This window comes from Arthrobacter sp. TE26545, from assembly GCF_056279005.1.
In genome coordinates this window covers 826,124-839,977 of sequence record NZ_JBWBQM010000001.1, presented here as the reverse complement: position 1 = coordinate 839,977, position 13,854 = coordinate 826,124, and the positions used below count along the sequence as shown (strand labels likewise).

At 68.0% G+C, this 13,854-nt stretch carries 12 protein-coding genes; 8 read left to right on the top strand and 4 right to left on the bottom strand.

The genetic code is table 11. The features are described from left to right. The 3 genes from ACZ9CK_RS03730 to ACZ9CK_RS03720 form a co-directional block, all read right to left on the bottom strand. Entirely contained in the window at positions 1 to 1,071 is a 1,071-nt protein-coding gene (locus ACZ9CK_RS03730) for an alkene reductase (RefSeq protein WP_476049278.1), read from the bottom strand. A 147-nt stretch (positions 1,072 to 1,218) separates the two neighbouring features. Next, positions 1,219 to 2,274: a 2,3-butanediol dehydrogenase gene (locus ACZ9CK_RS03725; protein ID WP_476049277.1), complete on the bottom strand. Its 1,056-nt coding sequence runs from the start codon at positions 2,272 to 2,274 to the stop codon at positions 1,219 to 1,221. A gap of 12 nt (positions 2,275 to 2,286) precedes the next feature. Then, entirely contained in the window at positions 2,287 to 4,077 is a 1,791-nt protein-coding gene (locus tag ACZ9CK_RS03720) for an NAD(P)/FAD-dependent oxidoreductase (RefSeq protein ID WP_476049276.1), read from the bottom strand. Positions 4,078 to 4,241: 164 nt separating this feature from the next. On the opposite strand from ACZ9CK_RS03720, the gene ACZ9CK_RS03715 reads away from it, so the two are divergent. Next, positions 4,242 to 5,552 (top strand): GAF domain-containing protein, encoded by a 1,311-nt coding sequence (locus tag ACZ9CK_RS03715; RefSeq protein WP_476049275.1) that lies wholly within the window; start codon positions 4,242 to 4,244, stop codon positions 5,550 to 5,552. A 51-nt stretch (positions 5,553 to 5,603) separates the two neighbouring features. Here ACZ9CK_RS03715 and ACZ9CK_RS03710 read toward each other — a convergent pair whose 3' ends face one another. Beyond that, positions 5,604 to 7,352: a purine-cytosine permease family protein gene (locus tag ACZ9CK_RS03710; RefSeq protein ID WP_476049274.1), complete on the bottom strand. Its 1,749-nt coding sequence runs from the start codon at positions 7,350 to 7,352 to the stop codon at positions 5,604 to 5,606. A gap of 254 nt (positions 7,353 to 7,606) precedes the next feature. Here ACZ9CK_RS03710 and bioB point away from each other — a divergent pair, with 254 nt between their 5' ends. From bioB to ACZ9CK_RS03675, 7 genes are read left to right on the top strand one after another with little or no spacing between them, the layout of a single operon-like run. Beyond that, on the top strand, positions 7,607 to 8,599 hold the full coding sequence (gene bioB, locus ACZ9CK_RS03705) for a biotin synthase BioB (protein WP_476049273.1): 993 nt from the start codon (positions 7,607 to 7,609) through the stop codon (positions 8,597 to 8,599). Continuing rightward, a complete protein-coding gene (gene bsaP, locus ACZ9CK_RS03700) occupies positions 8,596 to 8,850 on the top strand; it encodes a biotin synthase auxiliary protein BsaP (protein ID WP_476049272.1) in 255 nt (84 codons plus the stop codon). The genes bioB and bsaP overlap by 4 nt, the downstream gene beginning before the upstream one ends. Further along, entirely contained in the window at positions 8,847 to 10,244 is a 1,398-nt protein-coding gene (locus ACZ9CK_RS03695; RefSeq protein WP_476049271.1) for an adenosylmethionine--8-amino-7-oxononanoate transaminase, read from the top strand. The genes bsaP and ACZ9CK_RS03695 overlap by 4 nt, the downstream gene beginning before the upstream one ends. 8 nt (positions 10,245 to 10,252) lie before the next feature. Further along, a complete protein-coding gene (locus ACZ9CK_RS03690) occupies positions 10,253 to 11,494 on the top strand; it encodes an 8-amino-7-oxononanoate synthase (protein ID WP_476050850.1) in 1,242 nt (413 codons plus the stop codon). Further along, positions 11,491 to 12,189 carry a dethiobiotin synthase gene (gene bioD, locus ACZ9CK_RS03685; RefSeq protein WP_476049270.1) on the top strand — a complete coding sequence of 233 codons (699 nt, stop codon included), beginning with the start codon at positions 11,491 to 11,493 and terminating at the stop codon, positions 12,187 to 12,189. Before ACZ9CK_RS03690 ends, bioD begins: the two co-directional genes overlap by 4 nt. Continuing rightward, positions 12,186 to 13,379, top strand: a complete 1,194-nt coding sequence (locus ACZ9CK_RS03680; protein ID WP_476049269.1) for a cytochrome P450 — start codon at positions 12,186 to 12,188, stop codon at positions 13,377 to 13,379. The genes bioD and ACZ9CK_RS03680 overlap by 4 nt, the downstream gene beginning before the upstream one ends. Next, a complete protein-coding gene (locus ACZ9CK_RS03675) occupies positions 13,355 to 13,813 on the top strand; it encodes a very short patch repair endonuclease (protein WP_476049268.1) in 459 nt (152 codons plus the stop codon). The genes ACZ9CK_RS03680 and ACZ9CK_RS03675 overlap by 25 nt, the downstream gene beginning before the upstream one ends. Positions 13,814 to 13,854: the final 41 nt, after the last annotated feature.

Genomic DNA, 13,854 nt, shown 5'->3' with positions numbered 1-13,854 from the left:
TCAGTTGGCGTAGAACGGGTAGTCCGTGTAGCCCTTGGCCCCTTCGCCGTAGAACGTGGTGGGGTCTGCCTCGTTCAGTGGCAGGCCGTCACGCCAGCGGCGCACGAGGTCCGGGTTGGCGATAGCCGGGCGGCCCACCACCACGGCGTCGGCGTGGCCACCGGCAACCAACTCCACGGCTTCTTCACGTCCGGTGACGCTGCTGAATCCGGTGTTCACCAGGAAGGTGCCCTTGAAGCGTTCGCGCAGGTCCTGCACCAGGGCGCCCTTGGGATCGTCGTGGAGAATGCTCAGGTAGGCGAGCTGGAGCGGGGCGATCGTGTCCACGAGGACCTCGTAGGTGGCTCGGACATCGGCCGGGTCGGTCTCGGCGATCTCCTGGACCAGGTGCTCGGGGGAAATCCGGATGCCCACCCGGCTGGCGCCGAGGGCGTCGACCACGGCCTGCACGGTCTCGATCACGAAGCGGGCCCGGTTCTCGGGGGAACCGCCGTAGCTGTCGGTGCGGATGTTCGTGTTGGGCGCCAGGAACTCGTGGAGCAGGTAGCCGTTGGCCGAGTGGAGCTCGACGCCGTCGAACCCTGCCTCAATGGCGTTCCGGGAGGCGGTGACGATTTCCTGGATCACCACGGGGAGCTCGTCGGTGCGCAGCTCACGCGGCACCGGGTAGGGCTGCTTGCCGTTCGGGGTGCGGACCTCGCCGTCGATCCCGACAGCACTCGGGGCGACGACTTCGCGGCCGCCGATGATGTCCGGATGGGAGACGCGCCCGCCGTGCATAATCTGGGCGAAGATGCGGCCGCCCTCGGCATGGACGGCGTCCGTGACCTTCTTCCAGCCGGCGACCTGCTCGTCGGTGACGAGGCCGGGCTGTCCAGGGTAGGACTGGCCGGCGGGCGTTGGGTAGGTGCCTTCGCTGACGATCAGGCCAAGCGAGGCCCGCTGGCGGTAGTGCTCCACGAGCAGCGGGCCGGGAATGCCTTCCTGGCCTGCGCGGACGCGGGTGAGCGGGGCCATTACCAGGCGGTTGGGGATTTCCAGCTCGCCGACGGTCAGGGGTGAGAACAGCATGCGCAGTACCTTTCACACGGGAATCGTTTCCGTCTTGGCCAACTATGACGCGCGTGCAACTATTCCGGATGAGACGGAGGTCACGCCGACGGCGGCAGTCGCCTTCCCTGGAAGGTCCGTGCCGCCGTCGGGGTCCTGGGGCGCGGACTACGGATGGACGATGATCTTCACCGCGGTGTCATTGTGGTTGATCAAGGTGTAGAAGCCTTCATCCACCAGGTCCTCCAGCGCGATCCGTCCCGTGATGAACGGCTTGAGGTCCACTTTCCCTTCCTGGACCAGGCGGATGGCGGCCGCGTGGTCCCCGCGGTAGGCGATAGTGCCACGGAGGTCGATCTCCTTCAAGACGATCTTCTGCATGTCCACCGTGGCGGGCCGCCCCCAGATGGACACGTTCACCACCACACCGGCAGGCCGGACGACGTCAAGCATGGTGTCCAGCACAAGGTTGACGCCGGCACACTCGAACGCGGCATCCGCGCCGGCCCCGTCCGTCAACTCCAGCACGCGCGTCCTGACATCCTCCAGGGAAGGGTCAAGTACGTGGTCCGCGACGCCGGAACTGCGCGCTTTCTCCTTCCGGGCCGTTGACAGCTCGGTGAGGATGGTGGTGATGCCAAGGCCCTTGAGGACAGCGGCGGTGAGCAGTCCGATCGGCCCGGCACCGCCGACGACGGCGACGTCACCGGACGTGAGGCCAGCCCGGGACACCGCGTGGTAAGCCACGGCGAGCGGCTCGATCAATGCCGCCTCATCCAGGGGAATGCCTCCCACCGGATGCACCCAGCGGGCGTCCACCACGATCTTTTCGCTGAGGCCACCCCCGCCGCCGGCCAGGCCGATGAAACCCATCCGGGTGCAAAGGTTGTAGTTTCCGGCTTTGCAGGGCCCGCATTCGTCGCAGACAAAATACGGTTCCACCACCACACCGTCGCCCACCGCGAGCCCCGTGACGCCCTCCCCCAGTTCCTCGACCACGCCGGAGAACTCGTGGCCCATCGTCACCGGGAGATCCTCCCCGGCCAGCGGATGCGGATGGCCGGGGTGCGGAATGAAGATGGGGCCTTCAAGGAATTCATGCAGGTCCGTGCCGCAGATGCCGCACCAGGCAACGGCGATCTTGACCGCGCCTGGCCGGGTACCCGGCTCCGGGATGTCCTCCACGCGGAGATCCTTCTGCCCGTGGAAACGTGCCGCTTTCATGGGGTCCGCCTTTCAGCGCGTGTGGTGGGAAGGCTGGAGCTCGTACACCGGGGTGTGCAGGCCCTCCATCCGGGCCTTGAGCTGCAGTGCCAGATAGTTCGAGTAGTGCCGGCTCTGGTGGAGGTTGCCGCCGTGGATCCAAAGGTTCTCCACATTGGTGGGCTTCCACATATTGCGCAGCTCGCCTTCCCACGGGCCCGGGTCCTTCGGAGTGTCGGAGCCGAAACCCCAGCATTTGCCCACTTTGTCCGCAACCTCAGGCGACACCAGGTCTGCCAGCCAGGCGTTCATGGACCCGTAACCAGTGGCATAGACGATCACGTCAGCTTCGAGTTCGGTGCCGTCTGCCATGACCACTGCGTTGCCGGTGATCTTGGAAACCTGCCCGGAAGCCAGCTTCACCCGGCCATCGATGATCAGCTGGGACGCACCTACGTCGATGTAGTAGCCGGAGCCGCGCCTCAGGTACTTCAGGAACAAGCCCGAACCATCTACGCCGAAGTCCAGTTCGAAGCCGGCGGCCTCAAGCTGCGAGTAGAACTCCGCGTCCCGTTCGGCCATCGCCTGGTACACCGGAACCTGCGCCTCGGGCAGGATGCGGTACGGCAGGGACGCGAACAGCAAATCCGCTTTCTCCGTGGTGACGCCGTTGGCGAGGGCCCGTTCGGAGTAGAGGTCGCCGAGCGCCAGGTCCATCAGGGATTCGCTCCGGGCAATGTGCGTGGAAGAGCGCTGCACCATGGTGACGTCCGCGCCGTGCTCCCACAGATCCGCGCAGATATCGTGGGCCGAGTTGTTGGATCCGACCACCACCACCTTCTTGCCCGTCCAGTCTCCACCACCGGGGTGCTTGGAGGAGTGGTACTGCTCCCCCAGGAAGGATTCGGCGCCGTCGAACACCGGAATGTTCGGGTACCCGGACACGCCCAGGGCGAAAACCAGCTGCTTGGGACGCAGGGTGACGGGCTCGCCGTCGCGGACCACCCGAACCACCCACTCCTTGGCATCCTCGTCCCAACGGGCGTTGGTGCACTCGGTGCTGCTCCAGTAGTTCAGCTCCATGATGCGGGTGTAGTGCTCCAGCCAGTCGCCGATCTTGTCCTTGGCGGCGAAGACCGGCCAGTCGTCCGGGAACTTCAGGTACGGCAGGTGGTCGTACCAGACGGGATCGTGCAAGTGCAGGGACTTGTACCGGTTCCGCCAGGAGTCGCCGGGCCGGGCGTTCTTTTCCACGATGATTGTTGGCACGCCGAGCCTGCGCAGCCGGGCACCCAGTCCGATGCCGCCCTGGCCGCCGCCGATGATCACGGTATAGGGCTGTTCTTCGTAACCGAGCCGGGCTTCCTGCTCTTCCTTGCGCTCCAGCCAGGACTTGCGGCCCTTTTCGATCCGGTGGGCCACCCCCTGCTCGCGGTTGGGGCCCTTCTTCTCCTCGAAACCCTTGAGTTCCTGCATGGTGGTCAACAGGGTCCAGCACTTGCCATTGCGAAGCCGCAGGTGTGCGTGGCCCCTCGCCTGAGCGGTTTCGAAGTTGATCCACGCCTCGGTGGCGACGGCATCGCCGGTGGCGTCCCCGGCGAGCGTCCAGTTGTGCGGCCGCACGTCCCCGAGCGTGGCATCGAGCATGCGCTTGATTTCAGCCTTGCCCTCAAGCGTCTTGAGGTTCCAGGTGAAGGACACGAAGTCGCGCCAATATGGTTCGTCGTCGAACAATTCCAGGACCGCCCTGATGTTATCGCTGCGCAGCGCCTCATCGAACTGCGCCAGCCAGGCCGAGGCAATGGCGTTTGCGGTTTCAGGCATCTTTCCTCTTTTCCTCACTGACCAAGGGATCCGCCCGATCCAAACAACACCCGGAGCGTGACCCGCATCACAAGTAAAGCCGGGTGGGGGTTACAATCGGGTTGCATCGGGTCCGCCGTCTCCGCGGACCGCGGAAATCCATTCAACGGCGAAGGAGTTGGTGCATGAGCCGCGTACTGGCTACCGACCCCGCCCTGAGGTTCTCGGCCCCGCGCGAATACGCCAAGGTCCTGCGCGATGCCCACCACGCCACCCTGTCCGGCGCACCGGATCCGGCGTTCGCGCCGTCATTGCTGGAATCGTGGAAGCGCTCCCTGGCGTTGGGCATCAACCCTGAGCAGCACCGGCCCATCCACCGCCATGAGGTAGCCGAGGCCCGCGCGCTCGGCCAAGGGCACCGCCTGGCCGCCGTGGTTCCTGCCCTGACCCAGTTACTGGCCGACGAATCCGCCACCGGCCGGCATCTGCTGATCGTCACCGACCACCGGGGCGAAGTCCTCTGGCGGCTCGGCAGCGGTTCCGCATTGCGGCAGGCGGATTCCTTGGAATTCGTCGAAGGAGCCGATTGGTCCGAGGCAGGAATCGGCACCAATGCGATCAGCGAAGCCCTCATCACCGGCAGCGCCGCACAATTGTTCTCGGCAGAGCACCTCGTCCGGACCCACCATGAGTGGGCCTGCACGGCGGCCCCTATCCGTGACCCCTTCACCGGAGGATTGCTCGGCGTGCTGGACGTGTCCGGCCCCATCGATTCCGTCACCCCGGACAGCCTGCGCATGGTGCGCTGCGGTGTCCGGCTCGCGGAGGAACTGCTGCGTTCGGCTGGTGCCGTGGCAGGTGGCCCGGCGGCCGCCGTCGGGCAGTCCGGACCCGGCGGTCGGCCAGCCACCACCCTCTACCTGCGGCTGCTCGGCGACAGGCCGACGGCGGAACTCGACGGCGGCAGGACGGTTCCGGTGACGCTGCGGCGGGCGGAGATTCTGGCGCTGCTTGCCTCCAGGTCCCAGGGCTGGAGTGCCGAGGAGCTCGCGTACCAACTGCACGGCGAGGACGGCGCCCCGGCAACCATCCGGATCGAAATGCATCGGATCCGTGCCTCCCTGGGGCCCGTAATCGAGGCGAATCCGTACCGGTTCGCCGAATCCGTGCGTGTGCTGTCCGACCTCGGAACGGTAAGGGACCACCTGCGGAACGGCCAATTGGCCAGGGCGCTGGCGGCCTACCCTGGGCGCCTGCTCAACCGCTCAGTGAATCTCGCCGTGGAACTCATGAGAGACGAACTGAACGAGGCTATCGCGGCATCGGTCCGGGCCAGCGGGGATGCGGAGCTGATTGCGCGTTGGTGCGCCAGCGACATGGGATCGGATGACACGGCGGCTGCCGCGGCCCTGGCCAAAGCGGCGGGGCGGGGAGATCCCCGGTTCCAGCTGGCAAACGCCCGGATCAAGCGGATCGACCGCGAACTCGGCGGGTGACCCGCCCGGCGAGGCAGTTTGCTTTTGGCGCAAACGCTACTCCTGTGCCCGCTATTTCTGCGCCGACCGCTCTTGTTCGGGCAGCACTAGTTCCCCGGTCTTGTCCGTGGACAAGGCGAGGGACGAGATGTACTGCGGTTCGCCGTCGGGTCCGTCCTGGGCCGAGCGGAGCATGTCCGGCCGCTCGAACTCGATCCCGGTCACGTGGCACAGCAGCTTGGCTTGGCTGGGGTTGCCCTCGGAGTCGAACATGGCGAGGTCGATGCCGTCGTCCTGCCGGCGCAGGTAGTAGTTCCCGCGGGTCAGGACGGCCAGCAGCGGCGGCAGGAGCAGGGCCAGGCCGACCGCGAAGATCGGCGAATACGGCTGCACGGCTGCTCCGAAGGCGCCGAAAAACACCGCGATGGACACCCCTGCCGAGGCCAGCATGGACACGAAGCCCACCGGATTCACGGCGTACAGCATGCCGCGGCGGAACTCGGGCACCTTGGGCGAGATCTTCAGCAGGTATTTATTGATCGCAATGTCCGAGGCCACCGTGACCACCCAGGCGATGGCGCAGTTGGCGTAGAAGCCGAGGATGGTGTTGAGGAACTCGAACATGTTCGCTTCCATGAGCACCAGGGCCACCACCAGGTTCAGCACCACGAACACCATGCGGCTCGGGTAGGTCTTGGTGATGCGGGTGAAGCTGTTGGTCCAGGCGAGCGACCCGGAGTAGGCGTTGGTGACGTTGATCTTGATCTGCGAGATGACCACCAGCACCACGGCGAGGGTCATCGCCAGCCACGCCGGCATCATTTCCCGGTAGACGCCCAGGAACTGGTGGACGGGCTCGTTGGCGTGGGCCGATGCTGCCGGGTCCAGGGTGGCGATGAGGTAGACGGCGATGAACATGCCAACGATCTGCTTGATGGCACCGAAAACCACCCAGCCCGGACCGGCCAGGATCACGGCCCGCCACCAGGCACCCTTGTTCGCGGCGGTGCGTGGCGGCATGAAACGCAGGTAATCGATCTGTTCGGCGATCTGCGCCATGAGGGACAGGCAGACGCCCGCGGCGAGCATCACGGAGGCCAGGTTGGTGCCGGATTCGCCGGACTTGCCGGTGTAGGCGAAGAAGGATCCGATGCTCTCCGGATGCGACACCACCAGGTAGCCCACGGGCACCACCATGAGCAGCAGCCAGAGCGGCGTGGTCCACACCTGCAGCTTGGCCAGCGTGTTCATTCCGTAGATCACCAGCGGAATGATGATCAGGGTGGACGCGGCGTAGCCCATCCATTGCGGAATGCCGAGGCCCAGGTCCAGGCCCTGCGCCATGATGGAGCCTTCAAGGGCAAAGAAGATGAACGTGAAGGTGGCGAAGATGACGTTGGTGACCACCGAACCGTAGTAGCCGAACCCGGATCCGCGGGTGATCAGGTCCAGGTCGATGTTGTACCGCGCGGCGTAGTACGCCAGCGGGAACCCCGTGGCGAAAATGACGGCGGCGGCCAGGACGATCCCGAGGATTGCGTTTCCCGTGCCGTAGGAGATCCCGATATTCGCCCCGATGGAGAAATCCGCCAGGTACGCGATGCCGCCCAGCGCGCTTGTCGCCACCACCCCGGCGCTCCATTTCCGGTAGGAGCGCGGCGCGAAGCGCAGCGTGTAGTCCTCCAGGCTTTCCTTCGCGGCGCTCATCGCGTCGCTCCTGGCGGGGCTGCCTGCCGCCGCCCGTCGGGAACCGTCGACGACCGCGCTGCCGCCCGCCGTCGAGCGTTCCAGGGTCTGTGTTGTCCGCTGTTCTTCAGTCATCCCCACATCACTTTCCTCAGCTGTTCGGTATTCTCCGGCTCCGCCCGACGCTATCGGCGGGATTCGACAGCAGGGTCACCGCGGTGTTTCGGGGCTGTAACTTGTGCGCGGACCAGGGTTTGTTCCACCCCACGCGATGCCAAGATCCGCCGCCGGGCTTTGTGGACGTCCAACAAAATCGGCGCCCTGCAAGGTGGCTAGCGTCAGTGAGTAGGCATTCACCGAAACACTTCACCGAGGAAGCAAGGAGCAGCATGACCATCTTGGATACCGCCCGCGAACAGGTGCTCGAACGCGGGATCGGACTGAACGAGGCCCAATTGCTGGAGATCCTGCGCCTCCCCGACGAGGACATCCCGGCTGCGCTGCAGCTCGCCCACGAGGTGCGCGTCGAACACTGCGGCGAGGACGTGGAGGTGGAGGGCATCATCTCCATCAAGACCGGCGGCTGCCCCGAGGACTGCCATTTCTGCAGCCAGTCCGGGCTGTTCGACTCCCCCGTGCGCGGCGTTTGGCTGGACATCCCGGAGCTGGTCAAGGCCGCGAAGGAAACCGCCGCCACCGGCGCCACCGAGTTCTGCATCGTGGCCGCCGTGCGTGGCCCGGACATCAAGCTGATGAACCAGATCAAATTCGCGATCGACCGCATCAACGAAGAAGTGGACATCAACATCGCCTGTTCCCTGGGCATGCTGACCCGGCGACAGGTGGAGCAGCTCGCTGAGTGGGGCGTGCACCGCTACAACCACAACCTGGAGACCGCCCGCAGCTACTTCCCGCAGGTGGTCACCACCCACAGCTACGAAGAGCGCCTGGAAACCTGCGTCATGGTCAAGGAAGCAGGCATGGAACTGTGCTGCGGCGCCCTGATCGGCATGGGCGAATCCCTGGAACAGCGGGCCGAACTCGCCGCCCAGCTCGCCGCCCTGGACCCGCACGAGGTCCCGTTGAACTTCCTCAACCCGAGGCCCGGAACGCCGCTGGAAAACCAGGGCATCATGGACGGCAAGGACGCCCTCCGTGCAATCGCCGCCTTCCGCTTGGCCATGCCGCGCACGGTGCTGCGCTATGCCGGCGGCCGCGAACTGACCCTGGGCGACCTCGGCACCCGCGAGGGCCTGCTGGGCGGCATCAACGCCGTGATCGTCGGCAACTACCTGACCACCCTGGGCCGCCCCGCCAACGCCGACCTGCAGCTGCTGGTGGAGCTGAACATGCCCATCAAGGAACTCCAGAAGACGCTGTGAGCGCGGAACTGTATTGCGGGCACTGCGGCGGGGCGCTCGACGGCGGGACTCCGGGAGACGGGCCGGCCGCTGCCGGTGGGGGCCCGACGTCGGACGCCGGCCCGGGAGCCTCGGCGCACCACAGCTGCCGGGCACTGCTGGCCCTGGAACCGCCGCGCTACTGCGCACAATGCCGCCGCCGGATGAAGGTCCAGGTCACGCCGCTGGGCTGGCGCGCCGAATGCTCCCGGCACGGGAGCCTGGCGGGATGAGCCTGACCGAAGGCCTGCCCCAGCGGGCCAGTCTGATCCAGCAGGACAGCCTGACCCAGAGCTTCACAGGGAGCAGCAGCCTGATCCAGCGCGACAGGGCGAGCCTGTGGCATCCGTATGCTCCGGCGTCGGGCACGCTTCCGCTGTGGGAGGTGGAAGGCGCCGAAGGCGTGCGGCTGCGGCTGCGCGACGAGCACGGCGAGCGCTTCGAGGTCCTCGATGCCATGTCCTCGTGGTGGTCGGTGATCCACGGCTACCGGAACCCCCTGCTGGACGCTGCGGCCAAGCGGCAACTGGCGGATTTCAGCCACGTCATGTTCGGCGGACTCACGCACGGTCCCGCCGTCGAGCTGGCCGAACGGCTCCTGGCGATGGCTCCGTCCACGGCCGACCGCCCCGCCTTGGAGCGGGTGTTCCTGGCCGATTCGGGCTCGGTCTCCGTGGAGGTGGCGCTGAAGCTGGCCGTGCAGTTCCAGACTGCGGCGGGGCGGCCGAAGCGGCAGCGTTTCCTCAGCCTGCGCGGCGGCTACCACGGCGACACCTTCGCCGCGATGGGGGTCTGCGATCCGGTGGACGGGATGCATACGGCGTTTCCGGGGCTGCTGGCGGCGAACGTCTTCGCGCCTCGTCCACCGGCCGCGGCAACCGCCATCGGTCCGGATATCCAACAGTGGCGGGCGGACGTGGAATCCCTGACCGCGCGGCATTCCGATGAACTGGCCGCCATCATTGCCGAGCCAGTCCTGCAGGGCGCGGGCGGCATGTTCGCCTACCCGCCGGAATGCGTGCGGATCCTCCGGGAGATCGCCGACCAGCACGGCCTGCTGCTCATCCTGGACGAGATCGCCACCGGCTTCGGCCGCACCGGTGAACTCTTCGCTGCCAACCATGCCGGGGTGGTGCCGGACATCCTCTGCGTGGGCAAGGCCCTCACCGGCGGGTACCTCAGCCTGGCGGCCATGCTCTGCACCGGTGAGGTGGCGCGGCTTGTTTCAGGAGGGGCGGCCGGGGCGCTCCTGCACGGGCCCACGTTCATGGGCAATCCCCTGGCCTGCGCCGTGGCGAACGCGAGCCTGGGCATCATCGCCGCCGGTGCCTGGCGGGGCGACGTGGCCCGGGTGGGTGCGGCCCTAGCGTCCGGGCTCGCCCCTGCCCGGGAGCTCGACGGCGTCGCGGACGTCCGCACCATCGGTGCGGTCGGCGTCATCGAACTGGAGGAGGCAGTGGACGTCCCGGCCGTGACACGGGCGGCCATTCGCAACGGGGTGTGGGTACGGCCGTTCCGGAACCTGGTCTACGCCATGCCGCCGTACATCAGCTCGGGCGCGGAGGCCGAAGCGATGGCCGCCGGAATGGTGGCCGCGGTCGCTGCCGGAAGAGTGGGCGCTCCGTGAGCGTCTCGATGACCCGGTGGCTGGAGCAGCAGGCCGCGGTCCGTGAACGCCGCGGGCTGCGCCGTTCACCAGAAACCCGTTCCCCGGAGAACCGTTCGCCGGAGAACCGTTCGCCGGAAAGCCGCGCGGCAGGTGGAGCCGTGGTGGACCTGGCCAGCAACGATTACCTGGGCCTGGCCTCGGATCCGCGCCTGGCCGAGGCGGCGTGCGAGGCCATCCGCCGCTGGGGCACCGGAGCCACGTCCTCGCGGCTCGTGGCCGGCACCACCGGGCTGCACCTTGAGCTCGAGGAGGAGCTGGCACGGTTCACCGGCATGGAGGCGGGCCTGGTGTTCTCCTCCGGGTACCTGGCCAACCTGGGTGTGGTGACGGCGTTGGGCGGTCCAGGCACGCTGATCGTTGCCGACGAGCACTGCCACGCCTCGCTGATCGACGGCTTCCGCTTGGCCCGTTCGCGGGTGGCAACCTTCGCCCACAACAACGTCGACGACGCCGCGCGGCTCCTTTCGGGGCGCGGCCTCGCCTGGAACGGCGAGCCGCGGGCGCTGATCGCCGTGGAGTCCATCTACGGCGTGTGGGGCGACGCCGCTCCCCTCGCGTCCCTGCTGGAACTGGCCGTCGAGCACGACGCCATGCTGTTGATCGACGAAGCCCACAGCCTGGGCGTCTCCGGCGCGGCCGGTCAGGACGGACACGGGCGGTTTGACGGACACGCGCAGTTTGAAGGACACGGCGCCGTAGCCGGGACCGCCCTGGCCGGCCACCCGAACGTGGTGCTCACGGCCACCTTGTCCAAGGCCCTGGGCAGCCAAGGCGGGGCGGTGCTGGGTTCGGCGCTCCTACGGGAGCACCTGCTGAACCGGGCACGGAGCTTTATCTTCGACACCGCGCTAGCCCCGGCATCCGCGGCTGCTGCCCTGGCGGCGCTCCGGGTCATCGCCGCCGAGCCGTGGCGTCCGGCGGCTGTCCGCGGGAACGCCGCAAAACTGGCAGCCGGTCTGCGGACCGCAGCAAACGGATCGTTCGAAGCAGCTGGTGCCGTCCAGTCCGTTCCACTGCCCGATGCCGAAACCGCGTTGCGGGCAAGCCGGGCAGCGCGCGACGCCGGGATCCGGGTGGGCTGCTTCCGCCCGCCGTCGGTCCCGGACGGCGTATCCCGGCTGCGCCTTACCGCCCGGGCCACCCTCACCCCCGACGAGATCGACTACGCCTGCGCAACGCTGCGCGGCATCCTGGAGGAAACCCCATGAAGCCAGACCACCAGAGCCTTCCACCTATCATCCTGGTCACCGGCACGGACACCGGTGTCGGCAAGACCGTCGCCACCGCCGCGCTGGCCGCTGCCCTGCATTCCCGGGGCCGCTCGGTGGCCGCCTACAAACCGTGCCAGACCGGCAACAAGGACGGCGACTCCGACTGCTCCGAAATCACCAGGCTGGCCGCGCCCCTGACGGCGAAGGCCGGCGTCGTCCTCGAAGAACCGCTGGCCCCGGTACAGGCAGCCGCCGTGGACGGCGTGGGGCTGCCGCCCCTGGCGGCGCACGCCGAACGTATCCGGCAGCTCGCCGCCGGGCATGACCACGTGCTGGTGGAGGGTGCGGGCGGGCTGCTGGTGGAGCTGGATCCCGACGGCGGAACGCTGGCCGATCTCGGGGCTCTCCTGGGGGACGGGGCCAGCTTTGCGGTGGTCGCCCGGCCGTCCCTGGGGACCTTGAACCACACCGGGCTGACCCTGGAAGCCTTGGAACGCAGGGGCCTCGCGGTGTCAGGGCTGATCCTGGGCAGCTGGCCGGAGCTTCCCGGGCTCGCAGAGCTCGGCAACCGGGCGGCGTTCTCCGCCGGGGCCGTCACGCTGCTCGGCACGCTTCCGGAGGCGGCGGCGGCATTGCCCGTGCAGGCGTTCCGGGAGCAGGCGCCGCTGTGGTTGGACGGCGTGGCCTCATGAGCACCGCCCAATGCCCGTACCGTGTTGTCCGCGAACCCGCCGAAGTCCGCGAGGTCCTGCACCGCCTGGAGGACTTCGGCCCGGCCAACGCCCTACTCGCCGTGACCCCGTTGTCCGGGCAGGCCCTGCGCATCCTGCAGGGCGCCCGCTTCGCGCTTCCGCCCGTGCTGGCCAGCAACGACACCCCGTCCCACTCCGGAATCCGCAAAGTCGTGGCCGGCTTCTTTACCCCTGCCACCGTGGAGGCGATGGAGCCCCGGATCCGCCAACTGGCCAAGGAAGCCGCCTACGACGCCGCCAACGGACTCGCCGAGGCGGGCCGCGTGGAGCTGGTCCAGGCTGTGGCCGCCCTTCCCCCTGCCGTGGTGATGCTCGAGATGCTGGGCCTGCCGGTGCGGGAGCTGCCGGAGCTGAAGGCCTGGAGCCTGGACTCCCTGGAATTGTTCTGGGGCTGGCCCGGCCCGGAACGGCAACTGGAGCTCGCCCGCAGCGCCGCGGACTTCTACCGCTGGCTCCGGGACCTGGTGCTGGAAGCCGTGGCCTCCCCCGGCCGGAACCTGTTCAAGTCCCTGGCCGGGCACGGGCTCAGCACCCCGGAAATCTGCTCCCTGGGGTACTTCCTGCTGATCGCCGGCCAGGAAACCACCACCCAGCTCATCAGCACGGCCCTGTTCCGCCTGGCCGAGGGGTCCACCGGCATCGCGTGGGACGAAGCTTCGGCGAAAGACCGGGCGACGGAGCTCGTGCGGAGTGTCCTTGCCAGCGAGTCCTCCGTGCCGACCTGGCGCCGCATTGCCAGCCGCGACACCGAGCTCAATGGCCAGCCGATCCCGGCCGGCGAAGAAATCCTGCTGGAACTGACCGGAAACCACGGCCGCCCGGGGGCCGAACCGGGCCCCAGCGGTCCAGGCGCCAGGGGCCCAGGCGCCAAGGGTCCAGGCGCCAGGGGTCCAGGCGCCAGGGGTCCGCTGCCCTACGGCCTCGCGTTCGGCTCCGGCATCCACCGTTGCCTCGGCGCGAAACTCGCCGAACTGGAGGCCGCCGTCGTCGTCCAGGAAACGGCAGCGGCGCTGCCGGGCGTCGGCCTGCACGGGCCGGAACCGGAGTGGATCAGGCTGCTGTCCTTCCAGGCGCCGCGCACGGTAACCGTGGCTAGACTCGGATCATGGGCGAAAGCCGGGACCTCCTGAGCCGTGATCTGCTCACACCAGAGCAGCGCAGCCGGAACATGTCCAGGATCCGCGGCAAGAACACCAAACCCGAGCTCCTGGTCCGCCGGCTCCTGCATGCGAAGGGCTACCGCTACCGCCTGCACGGCATGGCCGCGGGCGGGAAACTGCCCGGGAGCCCGGACCTGGTGTTCGCGGGCAGGCACAAGGTGATCTTCGTGAACGGCTGCTTCTGGCATTTCCACGATTGCCCGGCCGGGATGCACGCACCTACGGCCAACGCCGAGTTCTGGGACGCCAAGCGGCGCCGCACCCGCGAGCGCGACGCCCTCCAGCGCGAACGGCTTGCCTCCGCCGGTTGGGAGGTGCTCACCGTGTGGGAATGCGGTCTGAAGGACCGCAGCGCCCTGGAGGCCCAGCTCACGGACTTCCTCGACGGCGGGCCGCGCCCCTAGGCAGCGCCACCACGAGGCATTCCTCAAGGAGCCATGCGGTG

Coding starts and splice junctions, on each gene's coding strand:
- ACZ9CK_RS03730 (WP_476049278.1), bottom strand. CDS start 1,071: ATGCTGTTCTCACCCCTGACCGTCGGCGAGCTGGAAATCCCCAACCGC.
- ACZ9CK_RS03725 (WP_476049277.1), bottom strand. CDS start 2,274: ATGAAAGCGGCACGTTTCCACGGGCAGAAGGATCTCCGCGTGGAGGAC.
- ACZ9CK_RS03720 (WP_476049276.1), bottom strand. CDS start 4,077: ATGCCTGAAACCGCAAACGCCATTGCCTCGGCCTGGCTGGCGCAGTTC.
- ACZ9CK_RS03715 (WP_476049275.1), top strand. CDS start 4,242: ATGAGCCGCGTACTGGCTACCGACCCCGCCCTGAGGTTCTCGGCCCCG.
- ACZ9CK_RS03710 (WP_476049274.1), bottom strand. CDS start 7,352: ATGACTGAAGAACAGCGGACAACACAGACCCTGGAACGCTCGACGGCG.
- bioB (WP_476049273.1), top strand. CDS start 7,607: ATGACCATCTTGGATACCGCCCGCGAACAGGTGCTCGAACGCGGGATC.
- ACZ9CK_RS03695 (WP_476049271.1), top strand. CDS start 8,847: ATGAGCCTGACCGAAGGCCTGCCCCAGCGGGCCAGTCTGATCCAGCAG.
- ACZ9CK_RS03690 (WP_476050850.1), top strand. CDS start 10,253: ATGACCCGGTGGCTGGAGCAGCAGGCCGCGGTCCGTGAACGCCGCGGG.
- bioD (WP_476049270.1), top strand. CDS start 11,491: ATGAAGCCAGACCACCAGAGCCTTCCACCTATCATCCTGGTCACCGGC.
- ACZ9CK_RS03680 (WP_476049269.1), top strand. CDS start 12,186: ATGAGCACCGCCCAATGCCCGTACCGTGTTGTCCGCGAACCCGCCGAA.
- ACZ9CK_RS03675 (WP_476049268.1), top strand. CDS start 13,355: ATGGGCGAAAGCCGGGACCTCCTGAGCCGTGATCTGCTCACACCAGAG.